This window comes from Mycolicibacterium aubagnense (assembly GCF_010730955.1).
Classification (GTDB): Bacteria; Actinomycetota; Actinomycetes; order Mycobacteriales; family Mycobacteriaceae; genus Mycobacterium; species Mycobacterium aubagnense.
This window is the reverse complement of the sequence record NZ_AP022577.1, coordinates 3,046,734-3,065,139: the sequence shown is the minus strand read 5'-3', so window position 1 is coordinate 3,065,139 and position 18,406 is coordinate 3,046,734. Positions and strand designations below refer to the sequence as shown.

Below are 18,406 nucleotides of genomic sequence, written 5' to 3'. Positions count from 1 at the left end.
CGTTTGTCAGGCCTGGTGGACTGATCGCCGTTGTGCGGCTGCTCGCGGCACAACCGGCCACGAGTGCTCGCCAGGAGCCGTCGTGCCGTTGCGTCCGTCATCAGATGAACGCTGAATCATGTTGTTGCAGAATGTATTCGAGGGGATTTGGAATGGTTGACCATATTGCCAACGTAACCGTTCTCGGCACCGGTGTGTTGGGATCGCAGATCGCATTCCAGACTGCGTTCCACGGTTTCGACGTGACGGCCTATGACATAGACGACGCGGCTCTTGCCGGCGCCCGGCAACGGTTCGCCGGCTTGGCGACGACGTACACGCGGGAATTGGCTGGGGGAGTGGCGGGTAAAGCCGATGAAGCGCTTTCGCGTATCCGACTCACGTCGGACTTGGCCGACTCCGTCGTCGACGCGGACCTGGTCATCGAGGCAGTACCGGAGATTCTGTCCGTGAAACAGGACACGTACGAGAAGCTCGCGGCAGTGGCACCGCAACGCACCATCTTTGCCACCAACTCCTCGACGCTCTTGCCCAGCGATCTCAAACGACACACCGGGCGTCCGGACCGATTCCTGGCTTTGCACTTCGCCAACCAGATCTGGCGGCTCAACACCGCGGAGATCATGGGCACTGCTGATACGGATCCCGCTGTCTTTGCCCGAGTGGTCCAGTTCGCCAAGGACATCGGAATGGTGCCGATCGAACTGCATCGCGAGAAGGCAGGTTACGTGCTGAACTCGCTTCTGGTGCCGTTTCTGAACGCAGCAGCGGGTTTGGCGGCCGGTGGCTATGCCGACCCCGAAACCGTTGACAAGACCTGGAAAATCGCGACCGGTGCACCGGTCGGCCCGTTCCAGATCTTCGACGTGATCGGTTTGATGACTCCCTACAACCTGATGTCGCACGGCGACGAGGACGCACAGCGCATCGCGGGCTGGCTCAAAGAGAACTACATCGACAAGGGCCACCTCGGCGTTGCGACCGGGCAGGGCTTCTACAGCTATCCGAGCCGCTGAATACGCGCAACACCAAACACTCTCAGACGAAATTCGAGGAGGGCCATGTACTACAGCAGCGGCAACTATGAAGCGTTCGCCCGTCCACGCAAACCCGAAGGGGTGGAGGAAAAGACTGCGTGGTTCGTCGGAGCGGGACTGGCGTCCCTGTCGGGTGCCGCGTTCCTCATCCGCGACGGACAACTACCGGGATCGCGGATCACCATCGTGGAGCGACTCAAGCTGGCTGGCGGGGCACTTGACGGCATCAAGGAACCCCAGCGGGGTTTCGTGATTCGCGGTGGTCGTGAGATGGAAGACCACATGGAGTGCCTGTGGGATCTGTTCCGGTCGGTCCCGTCGCTCGAGATCGACGGTGCGTCCGTCCTCGATGAATTCTATTGGCTGAACAAGGACGACCCCAATTACTCGCTGCAACGGGTTACCGAACGCCAGGGGCAGGACGCGCACACTGACGGGCTCTTCGGTCTCAGCGACCGTGCGCAGAAGGACATCGTCAAGGTCTTCTTGGCCACCCGCGAAGAGATGGAAGGCAAACGGATCGACGAGGTATTCGGTAAGGACTTCTTGGCGAGTAACTTCTGGTTGTACTGGCGCACCATGTTCGCCTTCGAGGAGTGGCACAGCGCGCTGGAGATGAAGCTGTACCTGCACCGCTTCGTGCACCATATCGGTGGACTGCCCGATTTCACGGCGCTGAAGTTCACCAAATACAACCAGTACGAGTCGCTGGTTCTGCCGCTGACCCATTGGCTGCTCGACCAGGGGGTGACCATTCGCTTCGAAACCGAAGTCACGGACATCGATTTCGAAATCACCGCCGAGCACAAACTGGCCAACCGAATTCACTGGATTGGCCCCGACGGATCACCGGGAGGGGTGAATCTCACTGAGAATGACCTGGTCTTCACCACCATCGGCTCACTGACCGAAAACTCCGACAACGGTGACCACCACACGCCGGCCAAACTGGACACCGGCCGCGCGCCGGCATGGGAACTGTGGCGACGCATCGCACAGCATGACTCATCGTTCGGACGACCAGAAGTCTTCTGCGACAACATTGCTCAGAGCAAATGGGAATCCGCGACGGTCACCACACTCGATCTTCGTATACCCGAGTACATCCAAAAGATCTGCAAGCGGGACCCGTTCAGCGGCAAGGTCGTCACGGGCGGCATCGTCACCGTCCGCGACTCGAGTTGGCTACTGAGTTGGACCGTCAACCGCCAGCCGCACTTCAAGCAGCAACCGCCCGACCAGATCGTGGTGTGGGTGTATGGCTTGTTTGTCGACCGCCCAGGCGATTACGTCAAGAAGCCGATGCAGGACTGCACCGGCGAAGAAATAACCCAGGAATGGCTGTACCACCTGGGTGTACCGGAAGCCGACATCGCCGGATTGGCAGCTACTGGCGCCAAATGCGTGCCTGTGATGATGCCTTACGTCACCTCCTTCTTCCTTCCTCGCCGTGCAGGTGACCGCCCAGACGTCGTGCCCGAGGGTGCGGTGAACTTCGCGTTCATCGGGCAGTTCGCGGAGACCACCCGTGACACCATCTTCACCACTGAATACTCGGTGCGGACCGGTATGGAAGCCGCGTACAAGCTCCTGGGCATCGAACGCGGTGTGCCTGAGGTGTTCAACTCCACCTACGACATACGCAAACTATTGTTCGCCACCGCGCGGCTGCGTGACGGGCAACAGCTTTCGGTACCCGGACCAGAACTTCTCCGCAAGCGAATCGTGCAACGATTGGATCAAAGCGAGATCGGCGAACTGCTAACCGAATTCGCACTGATCCCGGACCAGGCCTGATCGAGTTCGGCGTAAAGGCTCCGTATTCGCGCCAGGACGCAACTTGTCAGGAATGCCGCAACGGCGCCGGGGCCCACCAGCCGCTGCGGGTGGCGGTCCCCAGGTCGATCCGGGCCGGCTGCGCGTCGGGGTAGTACTGCGTGAACCGCTGCAGCGAGCCCCAGTCCCGGAACCAGTCGTCCTTCAGATAGGTCGGCACCGGGGTGGCCTTGAACATCAGCTCGGTGATGCCCAGCGGGCCGCCGCCGAGGTAGTCCATGACGGGCGAGTTGGCCTCGGCGCCGAAGCGGTCCGGCAGGATGCGCCACTTGGGCACCTCGGTGACTCCGTTGTCGTGACCGAACGGGCGCTGGCACGGGAATGCCAGGCCGACGAGCCAGTCCAGCAACACCGGGTCCGTGGAGCCGACGACGTCCTGCAGGGTGCGCAGCTTCGGGATACGCGGCGGGGTCAGGGCGATCCAGTGTTGAGGTGCGAGGTCGTCGTCGGTGGCGACGACGCGGATCACGGTGGCGTCGGGCGGGATGGCGGCCATGGGTGCGCGCAGGTTGCGCCAGGCGGGTGCCGCGCCGACATCGGCGAAGCCGACAGCCCCGGCGATCTTGCCGGCCGCGGCCTGAGCGTCGTTGGCGTATTCGACGCGAACCTCACCCTGGTTGAAGCGGCCCGCGGCCGCGACGACCAGCAGCGGTCCGGCCTGATCGCGCGCCGGCAGCCGGTACCAGCCCGAGCGCATCCGCGCGGGGATCTGGACGCCGGGGCGCCAGCTGCCCAGTACCGGGGTGGTCGCCGGGTCGAGGTTGTAGGGGAGCTTGGCCCGGGAACCGTTGACGCCCATCCCGGCGGTGGTGCCGCCCTCGGTGCCCGGCTCGGATCCCGAGACGACACCGCCGTCGTTGTCGGCGAAGTTGGTGCCGCCCGGCGGTTCCATCACAGGGTCAGCGGAGACGTCCGCGGGGATTCCGTTGGGCGTGAAGCCTTCTGCGCCACCGGCGCCGAGCGTGTCACCGACGGTCCCGGACTGTGGGATGAGCTTGCCGGCGTTGGGATCCTGCTCGACCATGACGTCGTCGGCCAGGCCGCAGGTCTTGCCGGTGAGCGCTTGCAGGTTGGAGCGGCCCACCGACCAGGCCGGCCACTGCTGCGTCATACCGAGAGTCAGGGACAGCACCTCGAAGAACACCACGAGCCATGACGCGATTGCCAAGGGCGCCTGAGGAATCCGGCGACTGACCGGTCTCTCGGGATCGCGGTCGTAGAAATGCAGCCATGCCGCCCAGAGCAGCGTCAGGAACGACAGCCCGAACAGGAACGTAGTGAAGCCGAAGTGCCACGCGGGGAACTGATTCGACCACGGCACCCCGAAGTTGGAGACGTACCACCAGCCGTTCACCGTGGCGAACGACAGCGCCATGACGAACAGGACGGCCGCCGCGAACATCGCCCGGTTACGGCGCGACCGCATGGCGACCGTGCCGACGGCGATCGCGGCCAACGCGCCCAATGATCCGGCCAGCCCGGCGAACACGCCGAAGTGGTGCGTCCACTTGGTGGGCGTGAACATCATGGCCAGGAACGAGATGATCGTGATCCCGACGATGCGCCGGGCCGGCCCAGCGGCGGTGCCCGGAATCCGCCCCTTGCGCAACGACATTGCGACCGAGACCGCGAGCGCAAGCAGCAGTGTCAGCACCGCGAACCGGCGGGCCACCGAGCCGTCCGGGCTGGTGGTGAACAGCCGCTCGTAGCGGATGTGTTCGTCGAACCAGCTCAGCGCGGGGCCGACGGTGGTCTTGAAGGAGCTGGCGTCGATCTCGGCGGCCAGCGTCTGGTCGCGGAAGATCAGGATCGCTGTCACGGTGCCGGCCGCCAGGATCGGGGCCAGCAGCGCCAGGTAGCCGAAGCGCGAAGTATGCCGCGCCACAATCGTTTTCAGAGGTCCGACGGCGACCAGTAGGGCGCCGATCGCGGCGACTCCCGTCGGACCGGAGAACAAGGTGAGCGCACCGATGATGATGGCGATCGCCACCGGAAGCAGCCGGCTGGTGGCGACGCCGCGCTCGACCGAGCACCACGTCAGCAGGATGCCCAGGGCGATGATCGGTTCCGGGCGGATGCCGTTGTTCAGGGGCAGCCAGAATGCGAGAAACATGCCGGCGGCGGTCCACGCCGCGGCGCGGCTGTTCTTGACGGCGTGGCCGAGGCGGGGAAGCACTTCGCGGCTGATCACCCACCAGCAGGCCAGCGCCATCAGGAGTGTGGGGAGCCGCATCCAGATGCTCGATGTGGATACGTGCGCCCACAGCGCCAGCAGGTCGTAGTACCAGCCGAACGGCGCCTCCGGGGTGCCGAACCAGCGGTAGTAGTTGGCCATGTAGCCGGCGTGCTCCGAGACCCTGGCCATGGTCAGGATGTAGCCGTCGTCGGAGGTGTTGGCGCCGACGAAGTGCCACCAGACGAGGGTCAGGGTCACCAGACCGTCCAGCGGGGTCACCGACCACCAGCGCGACGGCAGGAAGCGCTTGTGCGTGACGCCGTCGGCGCGGTCCAGCACGTGTAGGGCGCTCAGTGCGACGACGGTCAGCACCACGCCGAAGATCATCGCGAGCATCTTCAGCAGCGTCGGCGACGTGCTGTAGCGCGAATCGATGGTGGCCGAGAACGTCAGACCGGGAGGGGCCGCCCCGGACAGGTCGGTGAAGACGCCGACGATCTGCGGGCGGAAGTCGTAGCCACTCAGCTCGCCACGCAGGGGTTTATTGGGTTCTTGGCCCTCCTTGTTGCCGGGTCCCTGGACCAGGCCGACCAGTTCGCCGGTGACCTTGTCGGCGTGCGCGCTGAACTTCAGTTCCTTGCACGCGGCACTGAGTACCTGGGTCAGCGGTGCGCTGACCACCGGGGTGTTGCGCACGATGACCAGCAGGTCGCCGCCGACGCGCTCGATCAGCAGACCGCGGTCGACGGCCTTGGGGGCCTGCTTGGGCACCGTGGACAGCAGCGTGGTGGCTGGGCCGGTGAGGCCGGCGGCCGCCGAGCACGGGATGGTGATGTCGAGGTCGGTGGCCACGTAGCCGATCAGCGGCGCGTCGACGCTCTTGAGCACACCAGCCTGCGGCCAATTCAGCTGTGCCGTGGTCTGGGTGACCGGCAGCAGCGGCGTCGCCATCGCCAGGAACGCGCCGAGCAGTCCGGCGACGATCGCGATCCACCGCGCTGTGCGGTGATTGCGCTCTACCTCAGGTTCCCCGGCCACGGGGCTAGATGTTAGTGGCCGCTACGGATGGCCAGCACAAACGGGCCGATATCGGTCACCTGCCAGTGCTTGCTGTCGAACAGTCGCTCGTCGAGTGCCACCTGGTAGCGGCGCACGTTGGGCTGGTTGGGGTAGACGTCCTCGGCCAGCCTCAGCGTGTACGTGCCGGTGCCGCCGTGGCGCATCAGGAACACCGTCGGCGCCTGCCAGGGCAGCGTGTCGAGCGCTTTGACGAAGTCCTCCGGGTTGGTCATGGTCGCCCAGCTCTCGATGGCGGCGGACCGTTCCTTGAACTGCGCCAGCGGGTTCGCGTAGTGCGACGTCAGGCCCTGGAACCCGTAGTAGGGGTAGTAGGACATGAAGCTGTAGTCGGCGGTCATCACCACGGTCTCGTTGCGGGGCTTGCCCGTCGCGGCGGTGATCTTCCGGTCGATCTCCTGGTAGAACCGCTCGGAGCCCGGGGGGCGACGGTCGGCGCGCTGGCCGTAGCCGTCGGTGTCCGTATAGGCGACGGCGATGTCGGGCCGCAGGATGTCGGGGATCGCCTGGCTGAACGACACCGCGCCGATCGCGCCGATGGTGGCGGCCACCGCGATGATCCGGTTGGTGGTCGGCTGCGCATACCGGTGCGCCAGTCCGCGCGCGACCTCGAGGAAGCCGAACGTACCGGCCGTGACGAGCAGCACCAGCAGGGTGGGCTGCAATCGGAAGGACAGGAGCGTGGTGCGGGCCAGGGTGGCCAGCATCGACAGCAGGGACCAGGCATATACCGAGACGACGGCGATCGCGAGCGCACCTGCTCGCGTCGAGCTGCGGGCACGGACCACCAGCCACAGTGTTCCGATGAGGCACATGACGCCCAGCAGCGTGGCGTCGAGCATGGGGAAGGTCAGCTGCGCGCCGGACATCGGCAGATAGTGCAGCGCCGTGGATTTGTCCGCGGGGTGGTGCCGGGTGGCCAGCAGATAGGGGCCCCAGTGGATGGCGGCGATGACGCCGGAGATGACGGCGATGACGGCCACCCGCAACAGCGGTTCCCAGCGCCGCCCGGTCGCGGCCAGCAGCAACGCCATGAGCGTCAGCGTGAGGGCTAGATAGCCGAGGAACAGGGTGTAGAACAGGGCCGCGATGCCGAGGAACAGTCCGGTGCCGATGACCGCGGCCCAGCCGCTGCGCCGGCCCCCGCCTGCTTCCCGCGCGGTGGCTTTCAGTCCCGACCAGGCCAGCACGATTACCGGCGGCATCAGGACCACGATGACGGCCGAGTACGGCTCGGTCGACGCGTAGGCCAGCGTCACCGCGGCGGTCGCGGTGGTGACGGCCAGGGCGTACTCGAACCGAATCATGTTCGCCCACAACACGAATGCGGCGACGATCGCCGCCGTGATCGTGATGACGGCCCACGGCTTGAACATCTCCCACGCCGGCGTGCCGGTCAGTGCGGCCACCCGGCCGCCGAGCCAGAACCACCCCGACGGGTAGTACGGCGGCAGACCCAGGTACGTCATGTCGTGCGGGACGGCGGTATCCGTGAGGCGCGTCAGGTACTCGGTGCGGAACTGCTGGTCGACCGAGATGCCGAACAGATACAGCTTGGTGGCGCCCAACGGCATGCCGAGGGTGACGACCGAGAAGGCCGCCAGCAGCGACGTGCCCGCCAGCTTGGCGCTCTTGTGCCAGCCGCGGCGCCATGCCCACCCGGTCAGCAGCAACCCGATCAGGACGGCGCACTGGCCTGCGGTGGTCAGGGCATGCAACTGGTTCGACGAGTTGAACGCCGGCCACTGCACGCGCGCAATCGCTTGCAGCGCAATGACCGCGATGACCACCGCCAGTGCCATGGCGGCCAGCATCTGGCCGCTCACCCTGGCACCCGCGGCCAGCGCGCTGCGCATCAGAGCGGGAGTTTGCGGAAGACCGACCGCGGGATGTGCCGGATGACGGCCATCAGGTAACGCACCGGGCCCGGTGCCCAGATGAGCTCCTTGCCCTTGGCGGCGGCAGCGACGGCTTGGTTGGCGACGTCTTCTTTGTCGACCGTGAAGGGGGCCTCCTTGGCGCCGGTCGCCTTCCAGTGCTCCAGCGTCGTGGTGGTGCGGACCTGCCCGGGCCGGATGACCAGCACGCGAACCCCGAACTCCCGCAAGGCTTCTCCCAGGCCCAGGTAGAAACCGTCGAGGCCGGCCTTGGTTGAGCCGTAGACGAAGTTGGAGCGCCGGACTCGCTCACCGGCGACCGACGACATCGCGATGATCTGTCCGAAGCCCTGTGCCTTCATCCTGTCGCCGACCAGAACCCCGACGGAAACCGCTGCGGTGTAGTTGATCTGGGCGGTCAGCACGGCCTTCGACTGGTTCTGCCACAGTTCCTCGGCGTCGCCGAGAATGCCGAACGCAACGATCGCGACGTCGACATCGCCCTGTGCCCAAGCGGATTCGATGATCGCCGGGTGTGACTTGGTGTCCAGTGCATCGAAATCGAGGTACACGACCTCCTTGGCGCCGGCCGCCTCGATCTGTGCGATGGCGGCCTCGCGCTTGGGGGCGTTCGGCAGGTCGGCGAGGATCACCCGCGCCTTGGCGTTCTTGAGGTAGCGCTCGACGATGGCCAGGCCGATCTCCGAGGTACCACCGAACAGCAGGATGGTCTGCGGGTTGCCGGTTGCGTCAATCATGGGTTTCCTTTTCAAGATTCAGAGGAGCTCGAGCCGGCGGGCCATGTCGGAGGCGAACACGCCGTTCGGGTCGGCCTTGCGGCGAATGGCGATCCACTCGTCGATCCGCGGGTACATGCGGTGGAAGCTCTCGGCGCTGACGCGGGAGTCCTTGGCGGTGTAGACGCGGCCGCCGAATTCCATTGCGCGCTTGTCGAGTTCGTTGAGGAACTCGTTGACGCCCGGCCGGTTCGGGAAGTCCAGGGCGACGTTCCAGCCCTGCATCGGGAAGCTCAGCGGCGCCTTGTTGCCGGGGCCGAACAGCTTGAAGACGTTCAGCGCCGAGTACTGCTTCTGGGTGTGCATCCAGCGGATGATGCCCTTGAACTCCTCGAGGGCGTCGGGCGGAACCAGGAACTGGTGTTGCGCGAAACCCGTTGGGCCGTAGGCATATTGCCAGCCCGAGGTGATGTCGAGCATGTGGTAGAACTGCGTCAGGTTGACGATCTTGCCCTGGTAGTTGCCGCTCATCCGGTAGAACGCCTCGCCGATCATGGACAGCGACAGCTTGTTCATGAAGCTCACCGGGAAGACGTTCGGGATCGCCGGCAGTTGGGGTGCGGTGAACTTCAGCGGATCCTTCGCCAGCTTGGCCGGTAGCTGATCCAACTTGGCCAGGCTGCCGCGGCTCACCGCGGCGCGGCCGAGCTTGGGCTCCGGACTGATCAGGTCGAACCAGGCGCTGGAGTACGTGTAGTTGTCCTCGCTGCCGTCCTGGTGCACCGCGACGGTCTCTTCCAGATCGCGGGTGGCGATGCCGTCGGCGATGAAATATGCGGTCTCCGTGCGGGTCATCTTGATACGGGCCCGGATCACGATGCCCGTCAATCCGTTTCCGGCGACGGTGGCCCAGAACAGCTCGCTGTCGGGACCGTCGGGAGCGATGGTGTGCACCTCGCCGTCGGCCATCAGCAGGTCCAGCGACACCACGTGGTTGCCGAAGCTGCCCGCGCTGTGGTGGTTCTTGCCGTGGATGTCCGAGGCGATGGCGCCGCCGACGGTGACCTGCCGGGTGCCCGGCAGCACCGGAACCCACAGCCCGAAGGGCAGCGCGGCTTTCATCAGCTGGTCCAGGCTGACGCCGGCGTCGACGTCGGCGATGGCGGTCTCGGAGCTGATCGAATGGATCCGGTTCAGCGCCGTCATGTCGACGACGATGCCGCCGCCGTTGCAGGCCTGGTCGCCGTAGGAGCGGCCGAGACCGCGGCCGAGGATGCCGCGGCGCAGGTGAGAGGGGCTGGAAGAGTTCGCGTCCGCAACCCGCTTGACCGCCTCGGCGATCAGTGACACATCGGGTGTGGACAGCACGTTTGCCACGGACGGTGCCGTGCGGCCGAACCCGGTGAGGGCGCGGCGCGTCAGGGGCAGCGTGGCGTCAGGCTGGGTAGACATAACGGTCAAAGGGTACCGGCCAACATCACTTCAGCCGGAAAATCACGGCTCGCTGCACCACGAAGTTGATCACTGTCGCCGTGCCCTGGGCGATGACGAAGGCCACCGGCCGCCGCCAGGACTCGCCGGCGAATTGCAGATAGAACAGCTGATTGATGCCGACCTGCAGTCCGAAGGTGACTGCGTACAAGGTCACAACCGCGATGAATCGGGCCCGGCTGGGTTCGGCCTGGAAAGTCCAGCGCCGGTTGATGAGGTACGCCGTCGTCGTGCCGGCGATGAAGCTGATTGTCTTCGCGATGAGCGTGGCCCGCGCGTCCGGCATGCCGTTCGCCACGAAAACCGCGCTGAGCAGTGCGTACAAACCGTAGTCGACCACTGCGGACAAGCCGCCGGTGACGACGAACCGCCACGCCTGGGTCACCAGGCCCAAGGACGCCTCGACGGCTTTCTCGGCACTGTGCTCGGCATGGTGTTCGGCGGGGATGTCCACTGGCTCGGCCACCCGGGCAGCTTACGTGCACCATGGACACGTGACCGATTTGCTCCAGGCATGGCACATGCTGCTGGCGCGGCATTCTCAGTCGCCCCGGGCGGACGACGTCGGAGCGGCCCTGCTGAGCCGCTGGGCCGAGCCGCACCGCAGTTACCACGACCTGAGTCATCTGCGCGGGATCCTGTCCGGAGTGGACGCTCTGGAGGAGTTCGCAGACGATCCTGACGCGGTGCGCCTGGCGGCCTGGTACCACGACGCGGTGTACGCGGGGCAGTCCGACGACGAGGAGAACAGCGCCCTGCTCGCCGAGTCGGAGTTGACCGGTCTGGGTGTGGACCCGGCTTTGGTGGCCGAGGTGGGGCGCCTGGTGCGGGTGACCATCACCCATGACCCAGCGGCCGACGACCACAACGGCCAGGTGTTGTCTGACGCCGACTTGGCGGTGCTGGCGGTGCCGCCGGTGGATTACCAACACAACACCGCCCGGGTGCGGGCCGAGTACGGCCACGTCAGCGATGCGGATTTTGGTCTGTGGCGGGGCCGGATGATCGCAGCGATGCTCGCCGGACCGTCGCTCTACCGCACGGTGGCGGGGCGTCGGCTGTGGGAGGACGCGGCCCGGACCAATCTCGAGGCCGAACTGGCGGCGCTCAGCGGCTGACGGCCTTCAGCACGTCATGCAGTGCGTCGAGCGCCGCGTTGAACTCATGGTCGGCAGGCGTGCCGAAACTCACCACCACTCCGTCCTGGTGCGAGGTAGCCGATGGTGCGTCGGGGTGCCGGAGCAGCGCCAACCCGGACAGCGCGATGCCGGCGTCGGCTGCGCGCCGTATCACTTCGTGTTCGGTGCCCTCCGGCAGGCGGATCAGGGCATGCACTCCGGCGGACAGTCCCTTGATCTCGACATCCAGACCGGAGAGCTTCTCCGCCAGCGCGTCGCGCCGGCGCCGGTAGCTGTTGCGCATGCGGCGGATGTGCTTGTCGTACTGGCCGGACTCGATGAAGTCGGCCATGGTCAGCTGCTCGATGGCGTTGACGTAGAACTGTTGTCCGCCCGCCGCGGCCAGTACGGGATCGATCAGGCTGTCGGGTAACACCATCCAGCCCAGTCGCAGCACGGGTGCCAGGCTCTTGCTGGCCGAGCCGAGATAGGCCACCCGCTCGGGATCCAGACCTTGCATCGAGCCGATCGGTTGCCGGTCGTAGCGGAACTCGCCGTCGTAATCGTCTTCCAGGACGTAGGTTTTCGTGCGGGTGGCCCAGTCGAGGGCTTGGGTGCGACGCGCAGGATGCAGTGGCACACCGTGCGGGAAGTGATGCGCCGGGGTGAGCAGAACCGCTGAGGCGCTGGTCTTTTCGAGGTCGTCGACGACGGCGCCACGGTCATCGATCTGGATCGGCACGGTGCCGGCGCCGGCCGCGGCGATGGCGTCGCGGAACAGGAACAGCCCGTAGCTCTCCACCGCAATAATGTTGGGAGCGAACACTTTCGACAGCAGCTCGACGGCGTGACGGGTCCCGGCGCAGATGACGATCGACTCGGCCGTGGTGCGGACGCCGCGGGCCCGGGCCAGATAGGTGGCCAACGCGGCGCGCAGTTCCAGCCGCCCGCGGGCGTCGCCCGTGCGCAGCGCTTCGGTGGGGGCGTTGGTCAGCGCTCGACGGGCCGACGCCAGCCAGGCCTGGCGAGGGAACGCCGCGACGTTTCCCGATCCGGGCATGAGGTTGTGGGTCGGGGTCCACGGCCCCGCGCGCTGAGTGGCCGGCGTCGATTCGGTGTGCGAGCCGACGACCCAGGTGCCGGCGCCCTGGCGGGAACCCAGCCAGCCTTCGGCGACGAGTTCGGCGTAGGACTCGGCGACGGTGTTGCGGGCCAATCCGAGGTCGGCGGCCAGCGATCGGGACGGTGGCAGCATGGTGCCGGCCGGTAACCGGCCTGTGCGAACCGCGTCCCTCAGTGCCCGGATCAGCTGGTCACGGGTACCGCGGCGGCCAGGATGCACCGACTGGCCCAGGTCCAGGTGCAAGTCCAGTCCGGCACCGTTCACCGCAGAATTGGCCCACGAAACCACGCATCAATTGAACCATGTACGCGGGTTTTTGGTGGCTAACGTTGATGGCATGACCGAGACACTGAACGCACCGACCACCGCCACCCACGCCAAGCGCATCGAGATCTACGACGTCGCTCCCGAGCTGTACGCCGGGATGATGGCCTTCAGCAACGCCGCGGCCAAGGAGCTCGATTCGACCATCGGCGAGCTCATCAAGATTCGCGCCTCGCAGATGAACCACTGCGCCTTCTGCCTCGACATGCATGTCCATGACGCCCGACGTTTCGGCGAGACCGAGCAGCGCCTGGCGCTGGTTGCGGCGTGGGAGGAAGCCGGCGACCTGTTCACCGACCGCGAGCGTGCGGCGCTCGCCATCACCGAAGCCATCACCGACCTGAGCCACGGCCCCGTTCCCGACGACGTCTACGCCCAGGCCGCTGCCGTGTTCACCGAGCGCGAGCTCGCGCACGTCGTGGGAATGGCCACCGTCATCAACTCGTGGAACCGACTGAACGCTGCTACTCGGAAGGCCGTCGCGCGCCGGCGCTGAATGAGCTGATCGCGTCGGCGAATTCGTCGGGGGCGTCGGACTCGACATAGGTTCCGGCGCCCTCGACGATCACCGTCGTGTGGTTGGGGAACGTCGCTTCCAGCCGCTCGCGTTCCTGGGCGCGGAAAGCGATGTCGGCGTCGCCCCAGATGATCAGCGTCGGCAGGTGGGCCACATCCGGCAGCGCGGCCTCGACCTCGGCGAAGAACTCCCGGCTTGCGAGGACCCGGCCCGGAAGGACAGCAGACGCCTGGCGCCGTTCGGCGGTGTCGAGTGCGCGGCGATAGTGGTCCAGCTCGGCATCGGTGAGCGTTCGCCTCCGATGGCCGGTGGGAATGAAGGCTTTGACGAGCAGATTGAACTGCCGGACCAGGAAGCGCATCGGGAGACCACCTACGATGCGACCGAAGGCCTCGAAGTGCAGGTCCCCGTTGACCGGCCAGGCCCAGGTGTTGGCGAGCACCAGCCGATTGAAGACACCCGGCCGCCGCTGCGCCACCGCCAGGCCGATCATGCCGCCCCAGTCCTGCCCGACCAGCGTGACGTCCTTGAGGCCGAGAGCATCGACAAATGCGGTCACGACCTCGGCGTGCTCCTCGGGCAGGTAGCGGTAACCGGGCCTCGGCGTCGACAATCCGAAACCGGGGTAGTCGAGGGCAATGCATCGAAAGTCTTTGCACAGCAAGTTGATAACGTCGCGGAACAGGAACGACCAGGTCGGGTTCCCGTGCAGCATCAGCAGTGTGGGGCCGGACCCTTCATCGACGTAGTGCACGGTGTGGCCGTCGATCTCGATGAAATGGCTTTCGAACGGGAACAGGTCGTCGTCGACCCAGGCGGGCCGTGTGGTTGCAGCGGTGTTGGTCATGGCAACCCCTCGTCGGATCAGCTTCCGGGTATACTTGAACATCTCATAGTTACTTGAGAAACTCAAGCAGGAGGGCGGGCAATGCGAAGCTACGACCAATACTGTGGGCTCGCTCGCTCCCTCGAGATCGTCGGCGACCGGTGGAACTTGCTCATCGTCCGAGAACTCCTCATCGCACCGGCCCGGTATCGCGACCTGATCGAGCGACTCCCGGGCATCGCGACGAATCTGCTCGCCGACCGGCTCCGCGACCTTGAAGCCGCGGGTGTGGTCGAGCGGAGGCTGGCCGGCGAGGGGAGTGCCGTCGAGTACACGCTGACCCCGTGGGGCGCGGAGTTGCGCCGGCCTATCGAGAGCCTGCTCCGCTGGTCCACTCCGCTGATGATCAATGGCCCCGCCGGCGGTGACTCCTTCCGCCCCGAGTGGCTCACCCTCGCCGTTCCGGCCCTGCTCGACGGCCGGGTCAAGGTCCGCTCCGCAGTGGCGATCGGCCTCGTGGTCGGCGACCAGACCTTGCAGCTGTGCGCAACCCGGTCCGGCGTTGCGGTCGGTCCGCACGACGGCCGCAGGTTGGATGCCTCCGTCACCGCCGGCCCTGCCTGCATCCTCGGTCTCGCCGCGGGTGCTCTCGCCGTCGGCGACGCCCGCGCGCTCGGTCTCATCGAGGTCGACGGCGATGAGGCCGTCGTCCGATCGGTCTTCGGTGCGTGAGGGGACGTCCCGGACCGGCCGATCGTGCAGCAATCTCGTGCTCGGCCCGGCGGTGAATAAGGGTCAGGTGGAGTTCTGAGCGCAGACCTGCTGCCCAGACATGCTGGTGCTCGGGATCGGCCCGTACTCCGACCGATCCCGAGCGTGGCAGTGATCAAGCAGTGGTGTCGAAAGCGTCCCGGATGCTCTCGCGGGCGGTGGTGATCTCGGTCTCGACCGCTTCGCGGGCCGACGAGGCGGTGGTGCGCAACTCGCTCCACTCGCGGGTGGCGACCTCGCGCACGTCGTCGCCCTGGGCGGCGGTGCCGGCCACGGTGAACAGTCCGTCCACAGCGGTCGCAGTGAGAGCGCCCTGGGCGCGAACCAGCGAGCCGGCCACCTGCGACGCTCCAGCGATGATGGCGTTCGGGCCGACGGCGTTGCGGCCGACGTATTCGCCGACAGCGCTGCGGATGTCGCGGCCCGATTCGGCCAGCACGTCCTGAACGGCCGAGCCGGTCTCATTCACCGCGTGCGGCAGGGTGGCGCCGTCGCGCACGGAGGAGATCACCTTGGCCGGCGACTCGACGACAGCCTCGGCGGCCGCGGAGGTGGCGCTGACCAGCTGGCGGGTGAGGCTGTGGCCGGCGTCGAGCTGACGCTCCAGCACACCGCTCAGCACCTCGCGGATGGCGAGGCCGGTTTCTTCGGCGGCGTCAGCGGTCTCGACGAGCTCGGCCTCGATGACCTGCCCGTTCGCAATGTCGTTGGTGGTGGGGGTTTCGGTGATGGTCATGATTGCTCCTGTGGGACGCGGAAAGCCGGTCGCCGCAATTGAACTCCGCGCCGCCGAACCCGAGGTGACGGTCAGATGGCCGGCCGGATCCCCGCAGACAACGAGCTAAGCCCGGAGGAGTGACCTGCGTGACACCCGGCCCGTCGCGGTCACCGCACCGGATCAGCGCTGGGGCGACCTACACCCAGTACGGCACGCGCGCGCGGTACTGGCGCATCGCGATCGCGGCGACCACCCAGCCTGCGACGGTCAACGTGATCACCACGAGCCAGTGCCGTAGCTCTTGAGGCTGACCCAGCAACGGCGCGCGAACGATGTCCACGTAGTGCAGGAGTGGGTTCAGCTCAACGATCTTCGACCAGGTGCCCGCGCCCTGGAGGCGGAGCGTCTGGTCGTTCCAGATGATTGGGGTGATGTAGAACAGCAGCTGCACCAGGCTGGCCAGCAGTGGGCTGATGTCCCGGTACCGCGTCGCCAGGATGCCGAAACACAATGCGACCCAGACACAATTGGCCACGATCAGCGCCAGCGCCGGGATGACCGAGAGGTCGGCCCAGGACCACGGCTTGGGGAAGATGATCGCGATGATGACGAAGATGATGATGTTGTGCGCGAACAACAACACCTGGCGCCACACCAACCGGTAGACGTGCACCGACAGCGGCGTCGGAAGCTGTTTGATCAGGCCCTCATTGGCGATGAACACGTCAGCGCCTTCGAGGATCGACGCGTTGATCAGGTTCCAGATGATCAGGCCCAGCGTCACGTACGGCAGATGCTCGGCCAGCGGCAGATGGAACAGCTGGGAATACAGACCGCCGAGAGCCACAGCCATGGTGCCGGTGGCGATGGTGATCCAGATGGGGCCGAGCACTGAGCGCCGGTAGCGCTGCTTGATGTCCTGCCAGCCCAGGTGCAGCCAGAGTTCGCGTTTGCCGAAGCCGGTCACCAGGTCAGCCCAGGCGCGCCGCAGCGTCTTGGACTGCGCGGCCGCGTCGGTGAACGTCATCGCTGTCCTCCTGAATTGGGTCCGCCCGAACCGGGCCTGCTGAACTTCTCGTCTCGTCCCAAGCGGCGCAATCGCATCCACTCGCGCAGCCCGGCCGGATCACGTCGCGTGACGAGGAAGTACCAGCCGAACCGCACCCACTCCTGGGGGACCAGCTTGCGCATACCGGGCTGGGACTGCAGATATCCGCGGTTGCGGTAGGTGAAGTAGCGCTTGGTGGCGTCGTCGGGGTACTGCGTGTGCATGCGGCCGCCGAGGATCGGCTTGAATTCGTCGGAACCCTGCGGGTGCAGGTACACCGCGTTCAGACACGTGCCGAACGGCAGGCCGGAACGGGCGAGCCGGCGGTGCACCTCGACTTCGTCGCCGCGGACGAACAGCCGGATATCAGGCACGCCAACGGCTTCCAGCGTCGATGCCCGGAAGAGGGCGCCGTTGAACAACGACGCGATGCCCGGCAACAGATCGACGCCGGCCTGTTTGTCCACCTGCAACTCCGAGACATGTCGGCGCCATACCAGCCCGCGGCGCAGCGGGAAGGCCAGCCGCTCAGGTTCATTCAGGTCGCACACCATGGGCGATACCTCGGCCAGGTCGTGCTTGGCCGCGCAGTCCAGCAGCGTCGCCAGTACCGACGAATCAGCGGGACGTCCGTCGTCGTCGGCCAGCCATACCCAGTCCGCACCCAGGGCCAGCGCGTGCAGGATGCCCAGCGCGAAACCGCCTGCGCCGCCCAGGTTTCGGGCAGAGCCGAGATAGGTCGTCGCCACTGGCTGCGACTCCACGAGCGCCCGGACTGCTGGGTCGTTGTCGTTGTCGACGACGATCACGTGATCCGGTAGGCGCGTCTGAGTACACACCACGGCAAGGGATTTCGCCAACAGCTCGGGTCGTCGGTGGGTCACAATGACCGCGCAGAGTGTCTCTGTCATGCTTGCCGCTCGGTCACGCTTGGCGCTCGCGCTCGTTCTCTTCGAGCACCTCGCGCACGTGGTGTGCCGCATCCTCGCCCTCGTAGGCGCGGACGACGTCCTCGATGCCGCCGGTCATCCGGATGGTGCCGTGGTCGACCCACATCGCGGTCTGGCAGAGCCGAGCCAGGAATTCGTTGGAATGGCTGGCGAAGACCAGGATTCCGGAGCGCTCCACCAAGGCTTGCAACCGGGTGCGGGCTTTCTTCAGGAAATCCGCATCGACCGCCCCGATACCTTCATCGAGCAGCAGGATCTCGGGATCGATGCTGGTGACGACGCCCATGGCCAGGCGCACGCGCATACCCGTGGAGTACGTGCGCAGCGGCATCGAGAGGTACTCGCCCAGTTCGGTGAACTCGGCGATCTCGTCGACCTTGGCCAGCATCTGCTTACGGGTCTGCCCGAGGAACAGGCCGCGGATGATGATGTTCTCGAAACCGGAGATCTCCGGGTCCATGCCGACACCGAGGTCGAAGACCGGGGCCACGCGGCCGCGCACGGTCGAGGAACCACGCGTCGGCTCGTAGATGCCCGATAGCAGGCGCAGCAGCGTCGACTTGCCTGCGCCGTTGTGCCCGACCAGGCCCACGCGGTCGCCCATGTTGAGCGACATCGTGATGTCCCGAAGTGCCTCGATCACAACGACATTCGACTCGTTACGGGCGATGCCACCGCCGGCCTTGCCGAGAAAGGCCTTCTTCAGCGAACGGGATTTCGCATCGAAGATCGGAAATTCGACCCACGCGTTCTGCGTGGAGATGTGCGGTTCGCTCACGG

Annotated in this window: 16 protein-coding genes; 5 read left to right on the top strand and 11 right to left on the bottom strand. The window is 66.2% G+C overall.

Features of this window, described 5'->3' with window-relative positions; genetic code table 11:
* The first annotated feature begins 152 nt into the window (after positions 1-152).
* Both G6N59_RS14990 and G6N59_RS14985 read left to right on the top strand, forming a co-directional pair.
* Entirely contained in the window at positions 153-1,016 is an 864-nt protein-coding gene (locus tag G6N59_RS14990; RefSeq protein ID WP_138233041.1) for a 3-hydroxyacyl-CoA dehydrogenase, read from the top strand.
* A 45-nt stretch (positions 1,017-1,061) separates the two neighbouring features.
* Positions 1,062-2,834: an oleate hydratase gene (locus G6N59_RS14985; RefSeq protein ID WP_138233040.1), complete on the top strand. Its 1,773-nt coding sequence runs from the start codon at positions 1,062-1,064 to the stop codon at positions 2,832-2,834.
* 46 nt (positions 2,835-2,880) lie between these two features.
* On the opposite strand, the gene G6N59_RS14980 is transcribed toward G6N59_RS14985, so the two are convergent.
* From G6N59_RS14980 to G6N59_RS14960, 5 genes are read right to left on the bottom strand one after another with little or no spacing between them, the layout of a single operon-like run.
* Positions 2,881-6,087, bottom strand: coding sequence for an arabinosyltransferase domain-containing protein (locus G6N59_RS14980; RefSeq protein WP_138233039.1), 3,207 nt, complete (start codon positions 6,085-6,087; stop codon positions 2,881-2,883).
* An 11-nt stretch (positions 6,088-6,098) separates the two neighbouring features.
* Positions 6,099-7,982 carry a galactan 5-O-arabinofuranosyltransferase gene (locus tag G6N59_RS14975; RefSeq protein WP_138233038.1) on the bottom strand — a complete coding sequence of 628 codons (1,884 nt, stop codon included), beginning with the start codon at positions 7,980-7,982 and terminating at the stop codon, positions 6,099-6,101.
* A complete protein-coding gene (locus G6N59_RS14970; protein ID WP_138233037.1) occupies positions 7,982-8,761 on the bottom strand; it encodes a decaprenylphospho-beta-D-erythro-pentofuranosid-2-ulose 2-reductase in 780 nt (259 codons plus the stop codon). Before G6N59_RS14970 ends, G6N59_RS14975 begins: the two co-directional genes overlap by 1 nt.
* 18 nt (positions 8,762-8,779) lie before the next feature.
* Positions 8,780-10,192, bottom strand: a complete 1,413-nt coding sequence (locus G6N59_RS14965) for a decaprenylphosphoryl-beta-D-ribose oxidase (protein ID WP_138233036.1) — start codon at positions 10,190-10,192, stop codon at positions 8,780-8,782.
* A gap of 25 nt (positions 10,193-10,217) precedes the next feature.
* A complete protein-coding gene (locus tag G6N59_RS14960; protein ID WP_138233312.1) occupies positions 10,218-10,679 on the bottom strand; it encodes a GtrA family protein in 462 nt (153 codons plus the stop codon).
* A 46-nt stretch (positions 10,680-10,725) separates the two neighbouring features.
* Here G6N59_RS14960 and G6N59_RS14955 point away from each other — a divergent pair, with 46 nt between their 5' ends.
* Positions 10,726-11,349 (top strand): HD domain-containing protein, encoded by a 624-nt coding sequence (locus G6N59_RS14955; protein ID WP_138233035.1) that lies wholly within the window; start codon positions 10,726-10,728, stop codon positions 11,347-11,349.
* On the opposite strand, the gene pdxR is transcribed toward G6N59_RS14955, so the two are convergent.
* On the bottom strand, positions 11,339-12,760 hold the full coding sequence (gene pdxR / locus G6N59_RS14950) for a MocR-like pyridoxine biosynthesis transcription factor PdxR (RefSeq protein WP_138233034.1): 1,422 nt from the start codon (positions 12,758-12,760) through the stop codon (positions 11,339-11,341). The two genes, G6N59_RS14955 and pdxR, sit on opposite strands and share 11 nt — an antisense overlap.
* Before the next feature lie 49 nt (positions 12,761-12,809).
* On the opposite strand from pdxR, the gene G6N59_RS14945 reads away from it, so the two are divergent.
* Entirely contained in the window at positions 12,810-13,292 is a 483-nt protein-coding gene (locus G6N59_RS14945) for a carboxymuconolactone decarboxylase family protein (RefSeq protein WP_138233033.1), read from the top strand.
* Here the strand turns inward: G6N59_RS14945 and G6N59_RS14940 are convergent.
* Positions 13,261-14,160: an alpha/beta fold hydrolase gene (locus tag G6N59_RS14940; RefSeq protein ID WP_138233032.1), complete on the bottom strand. Its 900-nt coding sequence runs from the start codon at positions 14,158-14,160 to the stop codon at positions 13,261-13,263. The genes G6N59_RS14945 and G6N59_RS14940 overlap by 32 nt on opposite strands.
* A gap of 81 nt (positions 14,161-14,241) precedes the next feature.
* On the opposite strand from G6N59_RS14940, the gene G6N59_RS14935 reads away from it, so the two are divergent.
* Entirely contained in the window at positions 14,242-14,871 is a 630-nt protein-coding gene (locus tag G6N59_RS14935; RefSeq protein WP_138233031.1) for a winged helix-turn-helix transcriptional regulator, read from the top strand.
* A 154-nt stretch (positions 14,872-15,025) separates the two neighbouring features.
* Here G6N59_RS14935 and G6N59_RS14930 read toward each other — a convergent pair whose 3' ends face one another.
* The 4 genes from G6N59_RS14930 to wzt all read right to left on the bottom strand — a co-directional run bounded on the left by G6N59_RS14930 (position 15,026) and on the right by wzt (position 18,404).
* Positions 15,026-15,646: a hypothetical protein gene (locus G6N59_RS14930; RefSeq protein ID WP_138233030.1), complete on the bottom strand. Its 621-nt coding sequence runs from the start codon at positions 15,644-15,646 to the stop codon at positions 15,026-15,028.
* A 178-nt stretch (positions 15,647-15,824) separates the two neighbouring features.
* Positions 15,825-16,655: a galactan export ABC transporter permease subunit Wzm/RfbD gene (gene wzm, locus G6N59_RS14925; protein ID WP_138233029.1), complete on the bottom strand. Its 831-nt coding sequence runs from the start codon at positions 16,653-16,655 to the stop codon at positions 15,825-15,827.
* Positions 16,652-17,587, bottom strand: a complete 936-nt coding sequence (glfT1, locus tag G6N59_RS14920; RefSeq protein ID WP_138233028.1) for a galactofuranosyltransferase GlfT1 — start codon at positions 17,585-17,587, stop codon at positions 16,652-16,654. Before glfT1 ends, wzm begins: the two co-directional genes overlap by 4 nt.
* Positions 17,588-17,600: 13 nt before the next feature.
* Positions 17,601-18,404 carry a galactan export ABC transporter ATP-binding subunit Wzt/RfbE gene (gene wzt / locus G6N59_RS14915; protein ID WP_138233027.1) on the bottom strand — a complete coding sequence of 268 codons (804 nt, stop codon included), beginning with the start codon at positions 18,402-18,404 and terminating at the stop codon, positions 17,601-17,603.
* Positions 18,405-18,406: the final 2 nt, after the last annotated feature.

What these genes read in the sequence shown, in the direction of transcription:
- G6N59_RS14965 (WP_138233036.1), bottom strand. Translation starts at nt 10,192, where the DNA reads ATGTCTACCCAGCCTGACGCCACGCTGCCCCTGACGCGCCGCGCCCTC.
- G6N59_RS14985 (WP_138233040.1), top strand. Translation starts at nt 1,062, where the DNA reads ATGTACTACAGCAGCGGCAACTATGAAGCGTTCGCCCGTCCACGCAAA.
- G6N59_RS14930 (WP_138233030.1), bottom strand. Translation starts at nt 15,646, where the DNA reads ATGACCATCACCGAAACCCCCACCACCAACGACATTGCGAACGGGCAG.
- G6N59_RS14970 (WP_138233037.1), bottom strand. Translation starts at nt 8,761, where the DNA reads ATGATTGACGCAACCGGCAACCCGCAGACCATCCTGCTGTTCGGTGGT.
- G6N59_RS14940 (WP_138233032.1), bottom strand. Translation starts at nt 14,160, where the DNA reads ATGACCAACACCGCTGCAACCACACGGCCCGCCTGGGTCGACGACGAC.
- G6N59_RS14935 (WP_138233031.1), top strand. Translation starts at nt 14,242, where the DNA reads ATGCGAAGCTACGACCAATACTGTGGGCTCGCTCGCTCCCTCGAGATC.
- G6N59_RS14975 (WP_138233038.1), bottom strand. Translation starts at nt 7,982, where the DNA reads ATGCGCAGCGCGCTGGCCGCGGGTGCCAGGGTGAGCGGCCAGATGCTG.
- G6N59_RS14990 (WP_138233041.1), top strand. Translation starts at nt 153, where the DNA reads ATGGTTGACCATATTGCCAACGTAACCGTTCTCGGCACCGGTGTGTTG.
- wzm (WP_138233029.1), bottom strand. Translation starts at nt 16,655, where the DNA reads ATGACGTTCACCGACGCGGCCGCGCAGTCCAAGACGCTGCGGCGCGCC.
- G6N59_RS14945 (WP_138233033.1), top strand. Translation starts at nt 12,810, where the DNA reads ATGACCGAGACACTGAACGCACCGACCACCGCCACCCACGCCAAGCGC.
- glfT1 (WP_138233028.1), bottom strand. Translation starts at nt 17,587, where the DNA reads ATGACAGAGACACTCTGCGCGGTCATTGTGACCCACCGACGACCCGAG.